The 23215-nt window shown below is 53.7% G+C and carries 24 protein-coding genes and 1 other RNA gene; 19 read left to right on the top strand and 6 right to left on the bottom strand.

Annotated features, from left to right (window positions below):
- Positions 1–124: 124 nt before the first annotated feature.
- On the top strand, positions 125–1363 hold the full coding sequence (serA, locus tag B3Z23_RS17185; RefSeq protein WP_294912431.1) for a phosphoglycerate dehydrogenase: 1239 nt from the start codon (positions 125–127) through the stop codon (positions 1361–1363).
- 150 nt (positions 1364–1513) lie between these two features.
- Here serA and B3Z23_RS17180 read toward each other — a convergent pair whose 3' ends face one another.
- The 3 genes from B3Z23_RS17180 to zapA all read right to left on the bottom strand — a co-directional run bounded on the left by B3Z23_RS17180 (position 1514) and on the right by zapA (position 2980).
- The gene (locus B3Z23_RS17180) at positions 1514–2140 is read right to left on the bottom strand and encodes a 5-formyltetrahydrofolate cyclo-ligase (RefSeq protein ID WP_294912430.1); all 627 of its coding nucleotides are present in this window, start codon (positions 2138–2140) and stop codon (positions 1514–1516) included.
- Positions 2141–2426: 286 nt separating this feature from the next.
- A non-coding RNA gene (gene ssrS, locus B3Z23_RS17175) (6S RNA) lies at positions 2427–2611 on the bottom strand.
- 39 nt (positions 2612–2650) lie between these two features.
- Positions 2651–2980, bottom strand: a complete 330-nt coding sequence (zapA, locus tag B3Z23_RS17170; RefSeq protein ID WP_038018096.1) for a cell division protein ZapA — start codon at positions 2978–2980, stop codon at positions 2651–2653.
- A gap of 165 nt (positions 2981–3145) precedes the next feature.
- On the opposite strand from zapA, the gene B3Z23_RS17165 reads away from it, so the two are divergent.
- From B3Z23_RS17165 to B3Z23_RS17120, 10 genes are all read left to right on the top strand, one after another.
- Positions 3146–3724: a YecA family protein gene (locus tag B3Z23_RS17165; protein WP_294912429.1), complete on the top strand. Its 579-nt coding sequence runs from the start codon at positions 3146–3148 to the stop codon at positions 3722–3724.
- Between the two features lie 43 nt (positions 3725–3767).
- Positions 3768–5096 (top strand): Xaa-Pro aminopeptidase, encoded by a 1329-nt coding sequence (pepP, locus tag B3Z23_RS17160; protein ID WP_294912428.1) that lies wholly within the window; start codon positions 3768–3770, stop codon positions 5094–5096.
- Positions 5097–5114: 18 nt separating this feature from the next.
- Complete coding sequence (gene ubiH, locus B3Z23_RS17155; RefSeq protein WP_294912427.1) at positions 5115–6293, top strand: 2-octaprenyl-6-methoxyphenyl hydroxylase; 1179 nt, start codon at positions 5115–5117, stop codon at positions 6291–6293.
- Between the two features lie 13 nt (positions 6294–6306).
- A complete protein-coding gene (ubiI, locus tag B3Z23_RS17150) occupies positions 6307–7515 on the top strand; it encodes an FAD-dependent 2-octaprenylphenol hydroxylase (protein WP_294912426.1) in 1209 nt (402 codons plus the stop codon).
- A 298-nt stretch (positions 7516–7813) separates the two neighbouring features.
- Positions 7814–8464: a bifunctional nicotinamidase/pyrazinamidase gene (gene pncA / locus B3Z23_RS17145; RefSeq protein WP_294912425.1), complete on the top strand. Its 651-nt coding sequence runs from the start codon at positions 7814–7816 to the stop codon at positions 8462–8464.
- A gap of 23 nt (positions 8465–8487) precedes the next feature.
- Positions 8488–9312 (top strand): ABC transporter ATP-binding protein, encoded by an 825-nt coding sequence (locus B3Z23_RS17140; RefSeq protein ID WP_294912424.1) that lies wholly within the window; start codon positions 8488–8490, stop codon positions 9310–9312.
- A complete protein-coding gene (locus tag B3Z23_RS17135; protein ID WP_294912423.1) occupies positions 9305–10096 on the top strand; it encodes an ABC transporter permease in 792 nt (263 codons plus the stop codon). The genes B3Z23_RS17140 and B3Z23_RS17135 overlap by 8 nt, the downstream gene beginning before the upstream one ends.
- Before the next feature lie 48 nt (positions 10097–10144).
- Entirely contained in the window at positions 10145–11122 is a 978-nt protein-coding gene (locus B3Z23_RS17130; RefSeq protein ID WP_294912422.1) for an ABC transporter substrate-binding protein, read from the top strand.
- Between the two features lie 53 nt (positions 11123–11175).
- A complete protein-coding gene (locus B3Z23_RS17125; protein WP_294912421.1) occupies positions 11176–12087 on the top strand; it encodes a nucleoside hydrolase in 912 nt (303 codons plus the stop codon).
- Positions 12088–12421: 334 nt separating this feature from the next.
- On the top strand, positions 12422–13243 hold the full coding sequence (locus B3Z23_RS17120) for a DUF4225 domain-containing protein (RefSeq protein WP_294912419.1): 822 nt from the start codon (positions 12422–12424) through the stop codon (positions 13241–13243).
- Here the strand turns inward: B3Z23_RS17120 and B3Z23_RS17115 are convergent.
- Complete coding sequence (locus tag B3Z23_RS17115; RefSeq protein WP_294912418.1) at positions 13218–13547, bottom strand: hypothetical protein; 330 nt, start codon at positions 13545–13547, stop codon at positions 13218–13220. The genes B3Z23_RS17120 and B3Z23_RS17115 overlap by 26 nt on opposite strands.
- 626 nt (positions 13548–14173) lie before the next feature.
- Between B3Z23_RS17115 and gcvT the strand changes: the two genes are divergently transcribed.
- From gcvT to trhA, 5 genes are all read left to right on the top strand, one after another.
- Entirely contained in the window at positions 14174–15268 is a 1095-nt protein-coding gene (gcvT, locus tag B3Z23_RS17110) for a glycine cleavage system aminomethyltransferase GcvT (RefSeq protein WP_294912416.1), read from the top strand.
- A gap of 25 nt (positions 15269–15293) precedes the next feature.
- Positions 15294–15674 carry a glycine cleavage system protein GcvH gene (gcvH, locus tag B3Z23_RS17105; protein WP_294912415.1) on the top strand — a complete coding sequence of 127 codons (381 nt, stop codon included), beginning with the start codon at positions 15294–15296 and terminating at the stop codon, positions 15672–15674.
- A gap of 102 nt (positions 15675–15776) precedes the next feature.
- Positions 15777–18656 carry an aminomethyl-transferring glycine dehydrogenase gene (gene gcvP / locus B3Z23_RS17100; RefSeq protein ID WP_294912413.1) on the top strand — a complete coding sequence of 960 codons (2880 nt, stop codon included), beginning with the start codon at positions 15777–15779 and terminating at the stop codon, positions 18654–18656.
- Positions 18657–18735: 79 nt separating this feature from the next.
- Positions 18736–19203, top strand: coding sequence for a GNAT family N-acetyltransferase (locus B3Z23_RS17095; protein ID WP_294912412.1), 468 nt, complete (start codon positions 18736–18738; stop codon positions 19201–19203).
- A 248-nt stretch (positions 19204–19451) separates the two neighbouring features.
- Positions 19452–20105 (top strand): PAQR family membrane homeostasis protein TrhA, encoded by a 654-nt coding sequence (gene trhA / locus B3Z23_RS17090; RefSeq protein WP_046791826.1) that lies wholly within the window; start codon positions 19452–19454, stop codon positions 20103–20105.
- Positions 20106–20149: 44 nt separating this feature from the next.
- On the opposite strand, the gene ygfZ is transcribed toward trhA, so the two are convergent.
- Positions 20150–21130, bottom strand: coding sequence for a tRNA-modifying protein YgfZ (ygfZ, locus tag B3Z23_RS17085; RefSeq protein ID WP_294912411.1), 981 nt, complete (start codon positions 21128–21130; stop codon positions 20150–20152).
- 321 nt (positions 21131–21451) lie between these two features.
- Here ygfZ and sdhE point away from each other — a divergent pair, with 321 nt between their 5' ends.
- Positions 21452–21727 carry an FAD assembly factor SdhE gene (sdhE, locus tag B3Z23_RS17080; protein ID WP_038019344.1) on the top strand — a complete coding sequence of 92 codons (276 nt, stop codon included), beginning with the start codon at positions 21452–21454 and terminating at the stop codon, positions 21725–21727.
- The gene (locus B3Z23_RS17075; RefSeq protein ID WP_294912410.1) at positions 21690–22118 is read left to right on the top strand and encodes a protein YgfX; all 429 of its coding nucleotides are present in this window, start codon (positions 21690–21692) and stop codon (positions 22116–22118) included. Before sdhE ends, B3Z23_RS17075 begins: the two co-directional genes overlap by 38 nt.
- 330 nt (positions 22119–22448) lie before the next feature.
- On the opposite strand, the gene fldB is transcribed toward B3Z23_RS17075, so the two are convergent.
- Positions 22449–22967, bottom strand: coding sequence for a flavodoxin FldB (gene fldB, locus B3Z23_RS17070; protein WP_294912409.1), 519 nt, complete (start codon positions 22965–22967; stop codon positions 22449–22451).
- 36 nt (positions 22968–23003) lie between these two features.
- Between fldB and B3Z23_RS17065 the strand changes: the two genes are divergently transcribed.
- Positions 23004–23168, top strand: coding sequence for a hypothetical protein (locus B3Z23_RS17065; protein ID WP_294912408.1), 165 nt, complete (start codon positions 23004–23006; stop codon positions 23166–23168).
- Positions 23169–23215: the final 47 nt, after the last annotated feature.

Below are 23215 nucleotides of genomic sequence, written 5' to 3'. Positions count from 1 at the left end.
TGTAACCCGCTGCCGGGCATTTTTTCAGGGCAATCGGTTTCTGTTGCCCGTAGCGTAATATTTGTTATGTTGACAGAAGAAATTCTTATATTCCTCTCATTATCGTTAACCATAAGGTCGGGCAATGGCAAAGGTATCACTCGAGAAAGATAAAATTAAGTTCCTGCTGGTGGAAGGTGTTCATCAGACAGCACTGGATAATTTACGCGCAGCAGGCTACACCAACATCGAATTCCACAAAGGCGCGCTGGATACAGACGCTCTGAAAGAGTCGATTCGTGATGCGCACTTTATCGGTATCCGTTCCCGTTCCCAGTTAACTGAAGAAGTTTTCGCTGCCGCCGAAAAACTGGTCGCTGTCGGTTGTTTCTGTATCGGAACCAACCAGGTTGACCTGGACGCAGCCGCTAAACGTGGTATCCCGGTATTTAATGCACCTTTCTCTAACACCCGTTCGGTGGCAGAACTGGTGATCGGTGAACTGCTGCTGTTACTGCGTGGCATTCCTGAAGCCAATGCCAAAGCGCACCGTGGAATCTGGAATAAAAATGCCAAAGGTTCCTTCGAAGCCCGTGGCAAGAAACTGGGGATTATTGGTTACGGTCACATCGGGATGCAACTGGGTGTACTGGCTGAAAGCCTGGGCATGCATGTGTTCTTTTATGATGTGGAAGATAAGCTCCCGCTGGGTAATGCCACCCAGGTGAAAAAAATGTACGACCTGCTGGCGATGAGCGATGTGGTCACTCTGCATGTTCCTGAAACACCTAACACTCAGAATATGATCGGTGCTGAAGAGCTGGCCGCGATGAAAAAAGGCGGACTGCTGATCAATGCCTCACGCGGAACTGTTATCGATATTCCTGCGCTGTGTGACGCTCTGGCCAGCAAACATGTTGGCGGTGCAGCCATCGACGTTTATCCGGTAGAACCTGCGTCTAACAACGATCCGTTTATCTCTCCGCTGTGTGAGTTTGATAACGTGATCCTGACGCCGCATATCGGTGGATCGACCGAAGAAGCTCAGGAAAATATCGGTCTGGAAGTCTCTGGTAAGTTAATCAAATACTCTGACAACGGTTCTACCCTGTCAGCAGTGAACTTCCCGGAAGTCTCCCTGCCAGCTCATGCTGCCAGCGCCAGCCGTTTGCTGCATATTCATGAAAACCGTCCGGGTGTACTGACTGCCATTAACCAGATCTTTGCGGACCAGGGGATCAACATTGTCGGCCAGTACCTGCAAACCACTCCGTTTATGGGTTATGTGGTTATCGATATTGATGCACCACAGGACATTGCTGATAAAGCGCTGGAAGCGATGAAAGGTATTCAGGGGACACTGCGCGCCCGTCTGCTGTACTAATCACTCACTGACCATACGGGGGGAGGACTCTCCCCCGTGATGAAAAGGGAAAAGCCAGGCTTTTCCCTTTTTTGTCTGCGGCGTACAGATGAGCGGATTCCGCTGGCTGCGGATACCGCGCTAATCGGCTCTCTGATCCCGGCTCTGTCTTTAGTTTACCGGTGAGTCATTGGCCGGTACGGGCGGTGACCATTGCCAGACTCTGTCCGGGGTAATCAGTGCCGGGAGCGGGATATCCCAGTCTGCTGTCGGTAACTCCCCGACCTGTTGACAGTGATGGGCAAATCCGACTGGCAGACAGCCATGTTGTTGCCAGCGCTGGAGTGTCCGGTCGTAATATCCGCCTCCCATCCCCAGCCGTTGCCCTTGGGCATCAAACGCCACCAGTGGCACCAGAATAATATCCAGCTCATCCAGAGTGGCCATCTGACGGATATCTAATCCGGGTTCAGGGATTCGTAGCCGGTTAGGGCGGAGCGGCGTTTCCGGCTGATAACGCATAAACAGCAAATTACCGGCAGAGAAGGGATGCAGAACAGGCAGGTATACCTGCTGGCCTTTCTGCCACAATAATTCGATTAGCGGGCGGGTATCCAGTTCACCATCTACCGACAGGAACAGGGCGATTTTTTTTGCCTGACTGACCGGCAGAAAACTGACCGCCTGTTGCGCGGCCTGTTGTGCTGCTAACTGTTGCTCTGCACCACTCAGTGCTCTGCGGCGGCGACGGATTTCATTACGAATCTGCTGACGTTGGTTGTCAGGTGAGGTTTCCACGATGCTGTCCATGATGATTGAGCTGGTCAGTCACTCTAACACAGAGTGAGCAGCAGGCAGAATGGTCAGCCTGTCTGCTGTAACGCATTCGCTTCAGACCCGCCCCGGCGATCAGGAATCATAAGTCACTCGTCGCAGGCAGAAATGGCGGTAATAACCGGAACCTTCGGGCTGATACAGGTACAACATCAAGGCGATATCTTAACGACTTCAGAGTCAGAACAGTACCTTATCAGTACTACATCAATACGACAGAGGGGAAATTTAGAAACCGAACTACAGAAAGGAGATCTCCGGGATGCCGCTACAGGCTGTAACCCTTGAACCCTTGGTTCAAGGTGAACATGTCGTCATTATCATCAGGCTTCCCGGACGAACCGGGCATGCTCACAGTTAATGAAGCGCCATATTCTGTTTGGTATGAAATATCGGCTCAGGGGACTGGCCCGTTCACAAACATCCCAGAGAATTTTTACTTCATGATTAGTCTAGCACAGGATTCATGAAGTGTTATTCGAATTTTGGACCCTGACGATCAGTGATCCGACCCTGCTCGACTAATGCCTGTTCAATAGTCTGCTGTAACATACGAATGCGTTGTTCCATATTCGATGCATAATCACGGGTCTTGTTCTTTTCCTGCGCTAACTCATGACAAATGTTTAACGCAGCGATAAACACCAACTGTTCGGTGTTGTTTACCCGGGTTCGGACTTTCAGGTCCTGTAAGCGCTGGTCAAGGTCAGCTGCTGCCGCAGTTAACGCTTCCTGCTGTTCCGGCGGACAATTGACTCTTAACGAACGACCAAATATCTGAATATCTACTGGTTGCGCAGACATGCCACCTTCCTGACTGATTACATTACCCGCTTCCGATGCTTTATATCGGGGAACGGGGGCCACTATATAGGCCTGAATAATAACTTACAACCCCTTTTCTGGAATCCTTCAGGCTGCTAGTGGTAGCATACCATGAACTTAACTCTCCAACATTGATGATTAACTATGTCCTTACAGAACGCACTACCTTCTTTTGAAGCCTTATCTGCCACCTTGTCGTTGCAGGGCGTAGGTATGACCGCGTCGGAGATGCACGGTCTGATCAGCGGTATAATCTGTGGTGGCAATCAGGATCACAGCTGGAAAACCCTGGTCCATGACCTGGCGAACGACGGTATGGCTTTCTCCCAGACCCTGTCTCAGCCGTTACAGCAGTTGCATGACTCTGTTCAGCAAACGCTGGAAGATGACGGCTTTATGTTCCGTCTGTTAATGCCCGATGACAGTAAAACCAGCGTATTCGAACGTGCGGATGCACTGGCCGGCTGGGTAAATCACTTCCTGTTGGGGCTGGGCGTGACTCAGCCAAAACTGGATAAAGTCACCGGCGAAACCGGCGAAGCCATTGACGATCTGCGTACCATTGCTCAACTGGGGTACGATGAAGATGAAGATCAGGAAGAACTGGAGCAGTCACTGGAAGAAGTGGTGGAGTACGTCAGGGTGGCTGCGGTACTGTGCTATGAAACCTTTAACCGGCCACAACCGACAGCACCGGAAGTACAGAAACCTACGTTACATTAATCAATTTCCGTGCCTGAGTGCCGGGTAAACAGGGAGCCTGATTATGATTACTCTGGAAAATTATCTACAACGCCGCCAGTCTTTGCTGGCCAAAATGGTGCCCGGTAGTGCAGCGTTAATTTTTGCCGCCCCGGAAGTCACCCGCAGCCGTGACACTGAGTATCTGTTTCGCCAGAACAGTGATTTCTGGTACTTCACCGGATTTAACGAGCCGGAAGCGTTGCTGGTATTGATTAAAAGCGATGAAAATCATAATCACAGTGTACTGTTTAACCGCGTCCGTGACCTGAATGCTGAAATCTGGTTTGGCCGTCGTCTGGGGCAACAAGCGGCCCCGGAAAAGCTGGGCGTGGATAAGGCGTTACCCTGGGACGATGTGGACCAGCAACTCTCGCAACTGCTCAATGGGCTGGATGTTGTCTATCACGCGCCGGGTGAGTATCCGTTTGCCGACCAGAAGCTGTCTGCCGCGCTGGAGACCTTACGCAATGGTAGCCGTCAAAATTTGCAGGCCCCGGCGACCGTCACAGACTGGCGGCCGTGGGTGCATGAAATGCGGCTATTTAAAGATGCCGAAGAGATAGCTGTTCTGCGCAAAACCGGCAAAATTTCGGCACTGGCACATCAGCGGGCCATGGAACGCTGCCGCCCCGGGATGTTTGAATATCAGCTGGAAGGCGAAATTCTGCATGAGTTCAGCCGCCACGGTTCGCGGTTTGCCGCCTATAACACCATTGTGGGTGGCGGTGAAAATGGCTGCATTCTGCACTACACCGAGAATGAGAGCGAGTTGCGCGACGGCGATCTGGTACTGATTGATGCCGGTTGTGAACTCTATGGCTATGCCGGCGATATCACCCGGACGTTTCCGGTTAACGGACGTTTCAGCCCGGCACAACGACAGATTTATGACATAGTGCTGGCCTCGCTGGAACATGCCTTATCGCTCTACCGGCCGGGTGTCAGTATCCGTGAAGTGAATGACCAGGTGATCCGCATCATGGTCAGCGGGCTGGTTGAACTGGGCGTGATGCAGGGGGATGTGGATACCCTGATTGCTGAAAATGCCCACCGGCAGTTTTATATGCACGGACTGGGTCACTGGATGGGGCTGGATGTGCATGATGTGGGCGACTATGGTTCACCTTCCCGTGAACGGCTGCTTGAGCCAGGCATGGTACTGACCGTGGAGCCAGGGCTTTACATTGCGCCGGATGCCGATGTTCCTGCACAATATCGCGGGATTGGTATAAGAATTGAAGACGATATCCTGATTACTGAGCACGGTCATGAAAACCTGACCGATACTGTAGTAAAAACAGCAGATGATATCGAGGCACTGATGGCTGCGGCCAGAAAGTCACACCAGTAACGGATAAAATACGCCAGCATGAGCATGATAATTGCGGGGGGAGGGATGACCGGTGCGACCCTGGCACTGGCCGTTTCTCACCTGACGAATGGAAAACTTCCTGTCACTCTGATTGAAGCGACCACTCCGGGTGAACGTGGTCATCCCGGTTTTGACGGCAGGGCCATCGCTCTGGCGGCCGGCACTTGTCAGCAGTTGCAGAATATTGGCGTCTGGCCTTCTCTGGCCGACTGCGCGACGGCAATTACCGATATTCATGTCAGCGATCGCGGGCATCCCGGCTATGTCGGCATCAGTCATCGTGAATACGGGGTGCCGGCGCTGGGTAATGTGATTGAACTACACGAAGCGGGTCAGCGGCTGTTTGAGCGGTTAAAAAAAGCCCGGGGTGTCACGGTGATTTGCCCCGCACAGGTTACAGAGGTACATCGGACAGCAGAGCAGGTGACAGTCGGCCTGAACGATGGTCAGCAACTTAGCGGCAGTCTGCTGGTAATGGCAAATGGTTCGGGTTCCTCGCTGGCGGCAGGATGTGGTGTTCACTGGCAGAGAGAAGACTACCGGCAACTTGCAGTTATCGCGAATGTGACCACCAGTGAGCCGCCACGCGGCAGGGCCTATGAACGCTTCACCACCGACGGACCGCTGGCACTGCTGCCGATGTCCGGAAATCGTTTTTCGCTGGTCTGGAGCCTGCCGGCAGAACTGCGTGAACAGGTTCACCAGTGGAGTGACCCGCAGTTTCTCGACCAGCTGCAACAGGCCTTTGGCTGGCGTCAGGGGCGTTTTCTGCACTGTGGCAAACGCGATTACTATCCTCTGGCGTTACAGCAGGCGACGGAGATCACCCGCCACCGGCTGGCGCTGGTGGGAAATGCCGCACAAACGCTGCATCCTATTGCCGGACAGGGATTTAATCTCGGGCTGCGCGATGTGATGACCCTGGCCGAAACCGTGGCGCAGGCACATGCGGAAGGGCAGGATACTGGCAGTTATTCGGTGCTGGAACAGTATCGGCAGCGTCGTCTGCCGGACAGACAAAAAACGGTCGCCATTACCGACGGACTGGTCAGGTTATTCTCTAATCAGGACCTGCCGTTAATTATCGGCCGGAATGCCGGTTTAAGTGTCATGGGTAACTTGCCGTGGCTTAAACATCCACTGGCCGGGCGCACTCTGGGCTGGGTAAAACGTTAATGAGAGAACAGTGATGCAAAGCTTTGATGTTGTGATTGCCGGAGGCGGTATGGTCGGACTGGCCGTTGCCTGTGGGCTACAGGGGAGTGGTCTGAAGGTGGCGGTGCTGGAACAAACACCTCCCTCTGCTCCTGATATGCAGGCTGCACCTGCCATCCGCGTGTCGGCAATCAACCTTGCCAGCGAACGGCTGCTCAGCCATCTCGGCGTATGGCAGGATATCCTGGCCATGCGGGCCAGCGCCTACCACGGGATGGAAGTCTGGGAAAAAGACAGCTTTGGTCATATTCGTTTTGATGAACGACCGCAGGGGATCGCCAGTCTGGGACATATTGTTGAAAATCAGGTGATTCACCATGCACTCTGGCAACGTGCCAGCCAGTGCAGCGACATCCAACTGATAGCGCCTGCTCAGTTACAACAGGTAGCCTTCGGCGATAACGAAGCCTTTGTGACTCTGCAGGACGGCACCATGTTAACCGCCAGATTGTTGGTGGCTGCCGACGGTGCCAACTCCTGGTTACGTGATAAAGCCGATATCCCCCTGGTATTCCGCGACTACCAGCATCATGCGCTGGTCGCCAATATCCGTACCGAACAGCCCCACGGGTCGGTCGCGCGGCAGATTTTTTATGCAGAAGGTATTCTGGCGTTCCTGCCATTACAGGACCCGCACCTCAGTTCCATTGTCTGGTCCTGTGATCCACAGCAGGCCAGCCGGGCAGAGGGCATGTCCGAAGATCAGTTTAACCAGCAACTGGCGGTAGCCTTTGACATGAAACTGGGTCGCTGCCAGCTGGAAAGCGAGCGTAAAACCTTTCCGCTGACTGCCCGCTATGCACGCCAGTTTGCCGCCCACCGGCTGGCTCTGGTGGGCGATGCCGCCCATACCATACATCCGCTGGCGGGTCAGGGAGTGAATCTCGGCTTTATGGATGCGGCTGAACTGATAGGTGAAATTCGCCGCTTGCAGCAACAAGGGAAAGATATTGGTCAGCACCTCTATCTGCGTCGCTATGAGCGCAGCCGGAAACACAGTGCTGCCCTGATGCTGGCTTCGATGCAGGGCTTTCGCGATCTGTTTGCCGGTAGCCACCCGGCCCGTAAACTGCTGCGGGATATTGGCCTGAAGCTGGCGGATACCTTACCCGGGGTGAAGCCTCAGTTACTGAAACAGGCGATGGGTCTGCATGATCTGCCTGACTGGCTGAAAAATAGTTAACTTTGCAATCCGGCCCGCATTCCTGCGGGCCACAATAAGATAATCTCCCCCCTGTTCAGTGATTCATCACAGAGGCTAAGCGGTTCACCGGTTTTTGTTTCCGGTAAATGTCTCCCCGCCGGATAAGAAACTCCTGTTATGGTAAAAATTCCACAGAGAATATAGTGCTTTAAGTCTCTGAAATATGAACCTATAATCGGGCATTGCGGTTAGCGCTGGTTATAATCTGAACGCCGGTTGCCTTCGTCTGGCGTCGGTGTATTGCGACAGCGCTTATTATAATGACGGGGATAATGTTATGCAGTCATCAGCGACCACTGTGCCGGCGAATGACCAGCACAGCGCGTTAATTATTGTCGATGTACAGAATTGCTTTGTAACCGGTGGAACGCTGGCGGTCGACGGCGGTGAAACCATCATCCCGCTAATCAACCAGCTGGCAGGCCGCTTCTCCAACGTTATCCTGACCCAGGACTGGCATCCGGCCGGCCATATCTCCTTCGCGGCGAATCATCCGGGGAAACAACCGGGTGAATTTATCGATACTCCCTACGGTCCGCAAATTCTCTGGCCGGTTCATGCGGTTCAGGGCAGTGAAGATGCTGCTCTGCATGCCGGTTTACAGGTCCCTCATGCGCAACTGATTATCCGCAAAGGCTGCCACTCTCATATCGACAGCTATTCAGCCTTTACTGAAGCTGACCGGCAAACCACCACCGGACTCGCCGCTTACTTACGTGCCCGCGATATCCACACACTGTATATCGTGGGACTGGCAACTGATTTTTGCGTCTCTATGACAGCCATCGATGCCAGTCTGGCGGGCTTTACGACCTCGGTGATTGAGGATGCCTGTAAAGCTATCGATATACAGGGTTCACTGGCTGCCGCCCGCGAACAGATGCTTTCCCGGGGTGTACAACTCATCCTGTCTTCTGCGCTTAACTAACACTATCCTGACAGGGAGACTCTATGTCTGTACTGACCACAGATCTGCCTCCTGCGCTGGACCCGGGGGATTCACGACCGATCCGGCTGGAAATTAATAATCTCACCGTGCGTTACGGGGATGTCACCGCGCTGAGTAATGTCAGCCTGCAGGTCCGGGAAGGCGAGTTTATCTGCATACTAGGCGCTTCAGGCTGCGGCAAAAGCACCCTGTTTAACGTGGTCTCCGGGCTGCTGCCGTCCAGTGAAGGACGGATTATGCTGGAAGGAAAAGATGTCACGAATAAGCCAGGTCAGGTCGGTTATATGCTGCAAAAAGACCTGATGCTGCCGTGGCGTACCGTGCGCGGCAATATCACCCTGGCCGCCGCGTTGACCTGTGGAGTGAGTGCGGCCGATCGCCATCAGGCTGAGGAACTGGCAACCCGTTACGGGCTGGGGGATTTTCTCGACCATTATCCCCATGCGTTATCGGGCGGAATGCGCCAGCGGGTAGCGATGATGCGTACCGTCGCCGCCGGCAAAGAAGTGATGCTGCTGGATGAACCCTTCGGTGCTCTGGATGCCCAGACCAGATTCAGTATGCAGGAGTGGTTATTACAAATCTGGCGTGACCTGAACCGGACGGTGCTGTTTGTCACCCACGATGTGGATGAAGCGATTTTTCTTGCGGACCGGATTGTGGTGATGACCCCGCGTCCGGGACGGATTGCCGAAATTCTGACGGTGCAACTGCCAAGGCCCCGCACCCTGGAAGATCTGACCGGAGAGACGTTTGTGCAGCTGAAACGGCAAATCATGAGCCGCCTGTATCACGATGAGAAACAAAACGGAGGCCGCCATGAGTAATACTCAGCAACATCCGTGGCGGGCTGTGCTGGTCTGGCTGATTTCGCTGGTGATGATTATCGTGCTGTGGCAGTTGGTGATCTGGGTTTCCGGGCTGCCACAGTATGTGATTCCTTCCCCGCTAACCGCTTTCCGGACCCTGGTGGAAAATGGACAGCGCCTGCAGTTACTGACCTGGCAGACATTATCTGAAACCGCCATGGGCTATCTGCTTGGCGCGGTGGCGGGATTTGTACTGGCATTGCTGATGGGGCAAATTCCACTGGTTCAGCGGCTGGTCATGCCGGCGTTAATCGTTTCCCAGGCGGTCCCGATTGTCGCGATTGCCGCACCGCTGGTGATTATTTTTGGTTTCGGCCTGCTGCCTAAGCTGATTATTGTGGCCTGGATTGTCTTTTTCCCGGTGGTGGTCAATGTGCTGGACGGGCTGGCGGGCATCGACCGCGATATGCTGAACCTGGCCAGACTGATGGGGGGCAAACCGCTGCGGGTATTTATGCTGGTCAAACTGCCGGCCTGCGTCGGTCCGTTGTTCTCCGGTCTTAAAATCGGGGCGACCTATGCGGTGACGGGCGCGGTGATCGGTGAATGGACGGCCTCGGCACAACAGGGGCTGGGGACGTATCTGCTCAGCGCCAATGCGCGAATGGATACCGCCGGGGTATATGCGGCGATGATCCTGCTGACATCAATTGGCGTGGGTTCGTTTCTGATTGTACTGGGCCTGGAAAGGATTGCTACCCCGTGGCGTAGCCGGACCAAAGCCCCGCGTTATTTACGTTAAGCCCGGTGAAACTCACCGTAACCTATTATCCCGACAGAGGTAGACACAGTGAAAGCAGCTATTATTCGTACCGCCATTCTCAGTGCATTACTGTCCGGTGTTTCGGCGGGCTTTGCGCATGCCGAAACTCTGACTCCGATCCGCTTTGTTTATGACTGGGCGGGTGCCGATCATCAACTGATCCCGATTGTAGTCGGGCAGCAAAAAGGTTTCTATCAACAGGCGGGTCTGGACGTGAAAGTGATCTTCCCGCCGGATTCACAAACCACCGCCCGGATGCTGGCCCTGGGCCAGGCCGATGTCGGCCTGAATGCTACCTCGGATGTGGTGTTTGCGGCCGATCAGGGGCTGCCGGTGATCGCGGTAGGTCTGTATGCCCAGCATAATAACTGGGGGTTGTTTACCCGCCCCGGAGTGCCGGTGTCACTGAAGGATCTGAAAGGTAAATCGATCGCGATTTTTACCGATTCCTGGAGTAAAGCGATGATGCCGTTTGTGCTGAAAGCGGCAGGTCTTCAGGAAAGTGATGTGAAATTTATTATTGCTCAGGACAGTGATGTGCCGTTGCTACTGGCCGGTAAAGTGGATATTGCCACCAATACCAATAACTTCCTGGTTCCGGATGTGGAACTGTCACAAAACAAGACACCGGGACAGCTGGTGGGTAAAGATGCCGGAGTGCCGGATGTCCCGGTGTGGGCTTATACCGCCTCGACCCGCTATCTGCAGCAACACGGTGATGTAGCGAAGAAATGGATGCAGGCCACGATTAAAGCCACCGAATGGGCTGCCGCTCATCCGGATGATGCTGCCGAACTGCTGCATAAAGCCTATCCGGACAGTGGTTCAGTGGCTCTGAGCAGCAAAGCCTGGAAAATTATCTCACCGGATATGAAAGGGCCGCAGGGTTACATGATGCAGAGTGATGACAACTGGTTGCCGATTGCCAGAGCGTTGCAGGCAACCGGCCAGATTAAGACGGTGTTACCGGCCGATAAATACTACACCAATCAGTTGCTTAAATAAGCGACTTATCACGACAGGCCCTGCGGAACGATATCCGTAGGGCAGGAGAGGGTATGGAAAAGATAATTATCGATTGTGACCCCGGTGTTGATGATGCCGTGGCATTAATGATGGCACTGGCCGCGGGTGAGCAGCTTGAGGTGTGCGGAATTACTACGGTAGCCGGTAATCTGCCTTTGCCGGCGGTTACCCGCAATGCATTACGTATTCTCTCTTTCCTGCAGCGGGAAGATATCCCTGTGTTTGCCGGATGTTCGCGGGCGATTTTTCCGGGACCCGCCCGCCTGTCGTCAGTACACGGCGCAGATGGCCTGGGCAACAGTGGCCTCCCTGAATCGAAGTTGCGTCCCGCGCAACAACATGCCGTCGATTTTATTATCGACACCGTGCTGGCGGCACCTGGCGAGATATCACTCTGCGTGCTCGGCCCAATGACCAACATTGCCCTGGCACTGATTAAGGCACCAGAGATTATCCCGCAAATAAAACAGATAGTCGTGATGGGCGGGGCGGTATTCTCTCCGGGGAATACCACCCCGGCGGCTGAGTTTAATTTTGCCTGCGATCCTCATGCTGCCGAAGTGGTACTGGCGGCCGGAGTACCACTGACCCTGTTCGGACTGGATGTGACCTCAAAAGCACGGTTAACCGCACCGCGCATCGAAGTATTGCGGCAATCGGATTCACCGTCCTGTCAGCTGGCAGCCGTAATGCTGGCAGATTACGGCGCAGCCGATCCTTGTCTGCATGATCCCTGTGTGATCGCCGGACTGTTAGAGCCTGACTGTTTTACGGGGATTCCGGCACTGGTGAGCGTCGATTGTACTCCCGGCATTAACTACGGGCGAAGTGTCGGTTTTGTCAGCGAACGGCATCTGGCCGGACGTCAGCCCAACGCGAAAGTGATTACCGGAGTCGATGACCAGCGGCTGTTCCGGTTACTGATGGATTTACTTAGCCGCTGAATGCACCTTCATGGGTCCGCATTTGTTTTCTGGAAAATGCCCTCATTATTGAAGGCATTATGGGGGCCTGTTTATTGTGGCCGAAAACGGGCTTAAGCGCATTTTGGAGCGAATCAATAATGGACAGGTGCTGCTGTGGCCTCAGATGTTCGGTTCGGAAGGTCGATACATCCGGCTTCAGCTTCAGTTCTGACTCTGATTAAACGGGAGTTTTACTTTAGACTGTATCGGAGAAAACAGGTATATCGGGACCGACATATTTCCGGCTAAAAGATGGTTTATTACTGAAATTAACGAGGTATTATCGGCGATGTAATATACAGGGAGAACAAGAATGGATGCGAACTTAACCGATATGATGCGCTCAGGCGGTAGAAATAAAGCCTGGGCAGAAACAATGGTTAACCTTGAAGCCAGAAAACTGGTTAATACTGCCAACAGACTTTCCGCCTTTCACCTGCAGGATAGCCTGACCCGGAGTATTTTTGTCCGGGAAATAAAACAGGTTGTCGCGCAGCAATTTGCTGCAGCCCGGCGCGCGAAATCGGATGAAGAGTGCATAGCATGCATTAAAAATCTGAGAGCAGAGACCGAAAACCTCGAAGAACAAGGCCGGATGTTACGTATGAAGACAGCAAAACTTTACGCCAAAGTGGAGTTCATCCGGGAAAATAATAAAATTGTTGGGTATGTGATATCTGCTGTAAATGTGGTTTTATCCGGTGTTGAAATAGCTGTTGGTCTAACCTTGATTGGTTCTATGACACCTATGGGAGTTCTTGCTGGTGCTGTTCTGGTTATCGAAGGGGCGAATGGCATAAGTAAAGAAGTTGCCCATTATGCAATGGATAATCAAACCTCAGAGGGTTTGGTTGCTGATGCAACTATGTCCACCGCTGAATTTATGGGATTTAGCCGTCATAGTGGGCTCGGGCTATATAAATCAGTCTCGCTGGTTGCAAATGCCTGTAGCATATTCGGTCTGTTCAGACGCCCCGGGACATGGCGTTTATTTCGATATCTGCCCGCCGATTATTACCGGAAAGTCAGCACCCTAAGCCGTCCAAAACTTACAATGAAAATTGTCGGTTATGGTGTTAAAGCTAAGATCATATTTGACCTTATGTCGATTAATGATACGGCTTCGAATGAGTGATTACCCTGCGAAAGCGCCATGACTTATATGCCAGTTTCGCTGGCGTTAAATACCATATAAAAGTTAATACAACCGCCAGTGTGGTCGCAAGCGTGATGCTGGTAGCTACAGATGCCAGCATCAGTGTGAAAGCAAGCAGGATAAAAGCAGCGATAGTTATCCACTTTGAGGCATTAAAGCGGTTAGCCAGATCATGGGTCACGGAATCCAGCGATCCGCCGTAATGAGCAATATTGTTTTTCAGTTTTTCCAGGTCTGCATGACTAAACCCTGACCTGAGTAGCGTAGCATCACTCACTTTCATAGCAATCCACCTTCCATCCTTAAAATGCAGATACCACTTTGCAGCAACTATACACAAAAATTCCGGACAACGCCGGGTCATATTTAATTATTGGCTCTCAGGTTTTGTATATCACTTCAGCGATAAGCCACCGTTCATTAAGCCAGAATTATATCGGGCCCGATTTACCTGTTTTTCTCAGATGCGCCTTAATAAAACCTCCTGTCTGCATGATCTCAGTGTGATTGCCGGGTGGAGACTCACACTGCTCAGCTTTGATTGCACCGTAATGGATCCTCGTTTGATTTATTCTAATTTGACGCTGTGCTTTGCCTTACTTTTTCTAATCCGAAGTGGTGGGAATGGCATCCTGTCTTAACATTAACCCCTACCGATACTCTGCGAATATGCTGAGTAAAGCTCAGTATTCTGGAGTTTTAAACTGTCATTTTATTATATTGTGATGTTTTTAACTGTAACTATCTGTGCACTATTATAGTGCACGCCCCTGTTTCACCATTATTTTGCTTATAGTTAATTTTGCCTTTCAGTGGTAAGTTTTTGCTAAGGATAACGTTTGCGTTGCGACAGAGAATCGTGGCGGCCTGACGGCTCAGGGTAAACCCTTACTTATCAACGGGACAGTTATGACTCAGCACACACCTTTGTTTGAACAGCATCAGGCCTGCGGGGCCAGAATGGTGGATTTTCACGGCTGGATGATGCCTCTGCATTACGGTTCTCAGATTGATGAACATCAGGCCGTCCGCCACGATGCCGGAATGTTCGATGTTTCGCATATGACCATCGTGGATATTACCGGGCCGCGCAGCCGCGAGTTCCTGCGCTATCTGCTGGCGAATGATGTTGCCAAACTGACCGTTCCGGGCAAAGCCTTATACAGCGCGATGCTGAATGCTTCCGGAGGGGTGATTGATGATTTAATCGTCTATTTCCTGAGCGAAGAGTATTTCCGGCTGGTGGTCAATTCTGCCACCCGGGAAAAAGACCTTGGCTGGTTAACTGAGCATGCCCGCGGGTTTGGGGTGACATTACAGGAACGCAGCGAACTGGCACTGATAGCGGTGCAGGGGCCACAGGCACAGCAGAAAGCCCGCAGCCTGTTTACCGACAGCCAGCGTCAGCAAACCGAAGGGCTGGCACCGTTTTTCGGGGTACAGAGTGGTGATTTGTTTATTGCCACCACCGGTTACACCGGCGAAGCAGGCTATGAAATTGCGCTGCCCGCCAGCCAGGCCGCTGACTTCTGGCAGAAGTTGCTTCACGCCGGAGTGAAACCGGCCGGGCTCGGTGCCCGCGATACCCTGCGGCTGGAAGCCGGGATGAATCTGTATGGTCAGGAAATGGATGAGTCAGTGTCCCCGCTGGCGGCGAATATGGGCTGGACTATCGCCTGGCAACCGGAGGATCGCCAGTTTATCGGGCGTGAGGCACTGGAACAGCAACGCCGGCAGGGCCACGAAAAACTGGTCGGTCTGGTGCTGAAAGAAAAAGGTGTATTGCGAAATGAGCTACCGGTGCTGTTTACTGACAGTGACGGTGTACAGCAGCAGGGGATTATCACCAGCGGTTCATTTTCCCCCACCCTGGGCTGCGGTATTGCCCTGGCACGGGTTCCTGCCTCAATCGCTGATACTGCGGTGGTACAAATTCGCCAGCGTGAGATGCCGGTCACCGTCACCCGGCCGGTGTTCGTTCGCGCCGGCAAACCTTTGGTATAAAGAATAATTTCAGGAGATAACCCTAATGAGCAATGTCCCGGCTGAACTTAAATACCGTGAAAGTCACGAGTGGGTGCGTTTTGAACAGGATGGCAGTGTAACGGTTGGCATTACCGAACATGCCCAGGAACTGCTGGGTGACATGGTGTTTGTTGACCTGCCTGAGGTGGGCGCGCAACTGCAACAGGGAGATGATTGTGCGGTGGCCGAATCCGTCAAAGCCGCATCCGATATCTATGCACCGCTTAACGGTGAAGTGATTGCTGTCAACGAAGCGCTGGGAGAAAACCCGGAGCTGGTCAACAGCGACCCTTACAGCGAAGGCTGGTTGTTCAGACTGCAACCTGCCGGTGGTGAAGATGGCCTGCTGGATGCAGCAGCCTATCAGGCCGCCATTGGCGAATAACTGCCAGACCCCGGCTGCACAGTCTGTGGCCGGAGTGACCTTAAACGGCAGTCGCCAGTGATGCTGCCGTATTAATTCCAGCCTGATTCAGGATGCACAGCGATGACCCGGACTCTCAGCCAGCTTGAAAACCAGAATGACTTTATCTCCCGCCATATTGGCCCGACCGAACAGCAGCAACAAACCATGCTACAGAGCATCGGTGCGGACAGCTTACCGGCACTGATTAATGCGATTGTTCCGCAGTCAATCCGTCTGCCGGAACTGCCGGCGACAGGTGAGGCGGTCACTGAGCAACAGGCTCTGGCTGAGCTTAAGGCAATTGCCGGAAAAAATAAGTGTTATAAATCCTGGATAGGGATGGGTTACAGCGCGGTGATTACCCCGCCGGTGATCCTGCGAAATCTGCTGGAGAATCCGGGCTGGTACACCGCCTACACGCCTTATCAGCCGGAGGTTTCTCAGGGCCGGCTGGAAGCACTGCTTAACTTCCAGCAACTGACCCTGGATTTAACCGGCATGGATATCGCCTCGGCCTCGCTGCTGGATGAGGCGACCGCGGCGGCCGAAGCGATGGCCATGGCGAAACGCGTCAGTAAACTGAAAAATGCCAACAAATTCTTTGTGGCCGATGATGTCCATCCGCAAACCCTGGATGTGGTACGGACCCGTGCCGAAACCTTTGGTTTTGAACTGATCATCGATGCGGCTGAACGGGCGGCTGACCATCAGGACCTGTTTGGCGTCCTGTTGCAGTACTGCGGTACCCGCGGTCATCTGCATGACTATCGTGAAATCATCGCTCAGCTAAAACAACGCAAAGTGATTGTCAGTGTTGCCGCCGATTTTATGGCGCTGGTATTACTGACCTCACCGGGCGCCCAGGGCGCGGATATTGTCTTTGGGTCATCACAGCGTTTTGGTGTGCCTATGGGCTATGGCGGACCGCATGCGGCGTTCTTCGCCAGTCGTGACGAACATAAACGTGCCATGCCGGGCCGGATTATCGGGGTATCACGGGATGTCAGCGGTAATCAGGCGCTGCGTATGGCCATGCAGACCCGTGAGCAACATATCCGCCGTGAAAAAGCCAATTCTAACATCTGTACCTCGCAGGTGTTGCTGGCCAATATTGCCGGAATGTATGCGGTGTGGCACGGGCCACAAGGGCTGAAAACCATTGCTGAACGTATTCACCGGATGACCGATATTCTGGCGGCCGCGTTGCAGCAACGGGGAATAAAAATTCGTAATCTTCAGTGGTTTGATACCCTGATGGTGGAAGTCAAAGACAAGGCGGCGGTACTGCAACGTGCGGCTGAGCATCAGGTTAACCTGCGTACGGATCTGCACCAGGCGGTAGGGATCACGCTGGATGAGACCACCGTGCGTCAGGATCTGCAGACTCTGGTAACCATTCTGACCGGTGACACGGCACCCGCAGATATTGAAAGTCTCGATCAGTCACTGGCGGCAGAAAGCCATTCGATCCCGCAGGCGTTATACCGCACAGATGCCATCCTCAGCCACCCGGTGTTTAACCGTTATCACAGTGAAACGGAAATGATGCGTTATCTGCACCGGCTGGAGAAAAAAGATCTGGCCCTGAATCAGGCGATGATCCCGCTCGGTTCCTGCACCATGAAACTCAATGCCGCCGCAGAAATGTTGCCGATCACCTGGCCGGAATTTGCAGGGTTACACCCTTTCTGTCCGACCTCTCAGGCAGCTGGTTACCTGCAGATGATTGATATGTTGTCACGCTGGCTGGTGCAACTGACCGGCTACGATGCCCTCTGTATGCAGCCCAATTCCGGTGCCCAGGGGGAATATGCCGGCCTGCTGGCTATCCGCCGTTATCATGAAAGCCGTCAGCAGCCGGAACGCAATATCTGTCTGATTCCGGCCTCTGCCCACGGCACCAATCCTGCCTCGGCACAAATGGCGGGGATGGAAGTGGTGGTGGTGGCCTGTGATAAACAGGGCAACATAGATCTGGATGATCTTCGCCTGAAAGCCGGACAGGCGGGTGAACAGCTTTCCTGTATTATGGTCACTTACCCGTCGACCCACGGCGTCTATGAAGCCACTATCGGCGAAGTCTGTGAGATTGTTCATCAGCACGGTGGCCAGGTCTATCTGGATGGCGCCAATATGAATGCGCAGGTCGGGCTCACCTCGCCAGGATTTATCGGTGCCGATGTATCTCACCTTAATCTGCACAAAACATTCTGTATTCCGCATGGCGGCGGCGGGCCGGGAATGGGGCCGATTGGCGTTAAAGCGCACCTGGCACCGTTTGTTCCGGGACACAGTGTGGTCCAGCTGGAGGGCGTTCTGACCCGCGAAGGGGCGGTTTCGGCAGCCCCCTTTGGCAGCGCTTCTATTTTGCCTATCAGCTGGATGTATATCCGGATGATGGGCGCGGGAGGTTTGCGCCAGGCCAGCTCGGTAGCGATTCTGAATGCGAACTATATTGCCCGCCGGCTAAGCGATGCTTACCCGATTCTGTATACCGGCGCGCACGGACATGTGGCGCATGAATGTATCCTGGATATCCGTCCGCTGAAAGAGCAGACCGGGATCAGTGAGATGGATATTGCCAAACGGCTGATTGACTACGGTTTCCACGCACCGACCATGTCATTCCCGGTAGCCGGCACACTGATGGTGGAACCTACCGAGTCGGAAAGTCAGCAGGAACTGGACCGGTTTATCGCCGCCATGCTGGCGATCCGCAGCGAAATTGACAAAGTGGCTGCGGGTGAATGGCCGGCGGACGATAACCCGCTGGTCAATGCCCCACATACCCAGCAGGAAATAACGCAAGACTGGCAGCACAGTTACTCCCGTGAACAGGCCGTTTTCCCGGCCGGCAGTGAGGATAAATACTGGCCGACAGTCAAACGGCTGGATGATGTTTATGGCGATCGTAATCTGTTCTGCTCCTGTGTACCGCTCAGCGATTATCAGGCACAGTAAGGCTATTACCGTCATAAAGTTCGGGTAAGGTTAATACCGCGGCTCCTTACAGACCGCGGTTTTTTATTGGGGAGAATCGATGAAGCAACTGAACACTGCCCGCCTGACTGGTCGCCGCTTAACCGCACAGGACTGGCCGTTCTTTTTCGGGTTGTACCAGGACCGGCAGGTGATGCGCTTTATCAGTGATCCGCTGGCTGAGCCGGAGATCCGTGAACGCTTTAATCAACGCCTGGTTGACTGGGATCGCCACAGCAACCACTGGCTCTGTCTGTTACTTTGCGAAGCCAGGCAAGGCAGGCCGGTCGGGCTTACCGGCTGGTGTATGACCGAGCCCGGGATGGCTGAAGCGGGTTTTATTCTCAGCCGTGACGGGCAGGGCAAGGGCTATGGCAGCGAGTCTCTGAATGCGCTGGCCAGGGCATTTTTTTCCGGCCACTACGGCCACCGGTTGTTCTGCCGGGTGACTGAGGGTAACAGCCCCTGCATACGCCTGATGGAACGATGCGGTTTTCAGTACGAAGGTTGTTTAAGGCAAAGCTTCTGACTTAACGGGGAGTGGTGTAATGACCTGTTGTACTCGCGGTTAAGCAGTGACGCGGCAGTCGCTGAACCGGTCCGCGCAGGTTGATTTTGCACAGAAATAAGGGGGGATGCCGAGCCAGTCCCTGTGTCCGGTAATCCGGTTACAGCCGTTCACAAATTTATTTCAGCTTACAACTGTACACTGAAAATATTCTTCGCTACGCTGTGGGTGATCTATCAGGAATCTGGGAATAATTCAGGAAGCATTCGATGACCAAACACCGTTTTTTTCCGAAGGGATACTCCGTCGCCGAAGAAGTTGCCAACAGTGTCAGTCACGCCCTGGGATGCGTATTCGGTATTGTCGGGTTGGTATTGTTACTGACTAAGGCAATTAAGACCCAGGCCGGTGCAATGGCAATCACCAGTTACAGCCTGTACGGTGGCAGCATGATCCTGCTGTTCTTTGCGTCCACGCTCTATCATGCCGTTCCCTCTCCGGGGGCGAAACCCTGGCTGAAGAAATTTGACCATTGTGCTATTTATCTGCTGATTGCCGGCACCTACACCCCGTTTTTGCTGGTGGGGCTGAAATCTCCGTTAGCCTACGGACTGATGGTGGTTATCTGGTTACTGGCGCTGGCGGGGATAATTTTTAAACTGGGGTTTGCTCACCGCTTTAAAATCGTCTCGCTGGTCACCTATTTGCTGATGGGCTGGTTATCGCTGGTGGTGATTTATCAGATGGCGACCCGGCTGTCGCCCGCCTGTGTCTGGTTACTGGCCATCGGTGGGATTGTCTATTCGCTGGGGGTTATTTTTTATGTCTCGCGGCGAATTCCGTTTAACCATGCCATCTGGCACGGCTTTGTGCTGGGGGGCGCAGTCTGCCACTTCTGCGCCATTTACTTTTACCTGCAGTAAACTCTGACTCACGGCAGTGCCAGCTCAGACACTGCCGCAGAAGGTCAGTCGGCTTCTGCCAGGGAATAGGGCAGGGGCTGCACGTTAAGTACCGCGCCTTCATCCCCTTCCGGACGCAGAACCGCGTCACTCTCCAGGTCATTATTCAGCACCGCCTGCAGTGACAGTTGGCCGTTACTCAGCCTGACGGCAGCCAGCACGGTACCGGTCCGGCGCCATTTATCGCCCATCTGCAACTCCAGCGAATCTCCGGCGGCCGGAGTTTTTTCACTGTGACCCGACAGCCAGTAGAGGGCGCGTTTATTCGCGCCACGATATTTTGCCCGCGCCACCATCTCCTGACCGGTGTAGCAACCCTTCTTAAAACTGATAGCATTCAGAGCCTGCAGATTGGTCGCCTGCGGAATAAATTCGTCGCTGACAGCGCTGTCAATCACCGGCTCTCCGGCGGCGATATTCAGCGCCAGCCATTGCTGACTGTCTGCCGTCTGTGCGCTGTTTAATGCCTGACGTAGTGCCGTGGTTTGTGGTTCAGCGGCAATCACCAGAAAACGTTCCTCTGGTAAGGGCAACCACAGTAGCAGGGTTTCACCGGCCACCACCCGTGGATTCTCACTGTCCGGCAACTGAGCAAATTGCCCGGCCAGTGCCTCGCGGGCACCGCTGCCCGCCACGCCGGTCAGTTGACGGCTGTCGTCAGCCGCCAGAGTGACTTTGGAAAATACCGCATATTTTTTCAGCTCGGTCAGTTGCTGTTCGCGGACCTGGCGGCGCAGCAGATAGCCGTAATCCTCAAGGTCATGGAACAGGCGCAGGCTACTCCACATCTTGCCTTTCGCATCACAATGGGCGGCCAGCCGGTGATCATTTTCCTCAAGGGCTGCGACATCCAGCGTAAGCTGACCCTGCAGATAGCTGGTGCTGTCCGGTCCGCGGGCGGTCACCAGTGCCCAGTCGTCGAGTGCGATAACGGTCAGTGGCAGGGCGTCTGCCGGTGCCGGGTGTGAAAGAGTATTTGCGGGCATAAAAAGATCCTGTGACTGAATCTGAAGTACCGGTGCGGCGGAGTCGGCGGTTGACCGTATTCCTGCACCGGTGACGAAATTGACCTGTATCTGTGCATTATTCACCAAAGCGGCGTTACTGAAAAGGGCACAACCACACCACAAATGCGCAAGGAGGAGGGTTTTGCCGGAAACCGACGACGAATTTAAGCTCACCCTTGCCGGCCTGCGGCACAGTGCGCAATTTTAACTCCCGGTCAGCGGGGAGAGTCGCAAGGGGCTGGTTATCCGGGGTAAACTGTCTGCCTGTCGGTTAACAGCACAGGATAAATAATGCCGAACATGACCTCCCCGGGTATCGAAGATAAATCCCGCGTTCAGTGGGCCTGCCGCCGTGGCATGCTGGAACTGGATATCGCGATTATGCCGTTCTTTAAATATGAATATGATTCGCTCAGTGACCACGATAAACAGTGCTTTATTAACCTGCTGCGGGCCGATGATCCTGATTTATTTAACTGGATGATGGAGCACGGCGAACCGGCAGACCCTGAGCTGAAACGGATGGTGAACCTGATTCGTGAACGCAACGCACAACGCGGGCCGGTGGCACTCTGAGCTGATTGCCTCACGCTGGGCAGTACGGATTCAGCGGGGGGCAGAGATTCTGCTGTTACTGGCGCTGCTCTGTTCGCCCTGGCCGTTACTGTGGTCCCCCCTGAAGCTGCTGGCTTTCCTGCTGGTCTGGCGGGAAGGCAAGCTGGCCCGGCGGCGATTTTATCAGCGTTGCGGGGCAATACAGCTCGATAATCAGGGCATCTGGTACTGGCAACAGCAACGCTGGCGGACGGTGCGAAATCCGGGCTGGCTCCCTTGTGGAGTATTACTGACACTGGAAAATGAACACAGCCAGCGAATCACATTCTGGCTGATGCAGGATGCCATGCCGGAAACCGACTGGCGTGGCCTGCGCATGCACTGGTTTTATTGTTGCAGGTTACCCGACTAACCGGCAGACGGGGCGGGTATTCAGCAGTGCCGCATCGGTTCTGTACTGACAACGGCGCCTGACCGGACAGGGATTTTAAGGGCTCAGTGGTTTACTGAAGGGGCGGGAGCTTAAACCGGAACCGTGGTTTAGTCGTCATAGTTAATAGTCACAGTGTGCAATTTATCAGGTACACAACCGGTCACTCTGCCACATAATCTGGCAGTTGCAGGAGGGGGCGTCACTCCCGGTCGAATATTAAGTGCAAATATTTACTTAAATTTTCAGGCACAAAATTCACCGCACCCCCCGTCGCTGCCAGAAGTATTACTGCTTCTTAACGCAAAGCCGTTACAGCAGACCTGACATTTCGGTCAGAATCTGTTCGCACCACTGCTCAATCCGTTCATCGGTCCGTTCAAACTGATTAACATCATCCAGCGCCAGCCCGACAAACTGTGAGCCGCCCGGCACTACCGCTTTCTGGCTGATAAACTCAAAGCCTTCGGTAGGCCAGTAGCCGATAAAGCGAACCCCCATCGGTTGCAGCAAATCATGCAGCATACCCAGCGCATCCAGAAACCATTCGCTGTAACCAATCTGGTCGCCCATTCCGTACAACGCCACGATTTTTCCCTGCAGCTGTAAGTCCGGCAGCATCGGCCAGATGGCTTCCCAGTCTTCCTGTAACTCACCGAAATCCCAGGTCGGGATTCCCATAATCAGCAGATCATAGTGCTGCATGGATTCGGTGGTACCGTCTTTGACATTGTGTAAAGTGACCAAATCCGCGCCGATAAAATCGCGGATTTTTTCCGCCACTATTTCGGTATAGCAGGTACTGGAACCATAGAATAATCCGATTTTCATACCATCAGTTGCTCAGTTGATCGAAAACTGGCGCGTATGGTAGCAGAGAATGGCGCTAAAGGCGCTGGCGTGTTGCGGCTAACACAGGCTAAATCTGCGACTATTCCGGGTCAGGCCAGGCCAGCCAGTACCGCCGGAGCTTGCGGAGATTATCTTAGCCATTGCCTGACCATTTCAGGCATAATGGCGGCGCGGCGATAAATCCGCCGGCTAAATTGTCATGAGCTGCGTTGCGAATAAAGGAGGAA

This window comes from Tatumella sp. UBA2305 (assembly GCF_002345795.1).
In the GTDB taxonomy this organism is placed as follows: domain Bacteria; phylum Pseudomonadota; class Gammaproteobacteria; order Enterobacterales; family Enterobacteriaceae; genus Tatumella; species Tatumella morbirosei.
The sequence above is the reverse complement of the archived record's forward strand: the minus strand, read 5'-3'. Positions and strand labels throughout refer to the sequence as shown.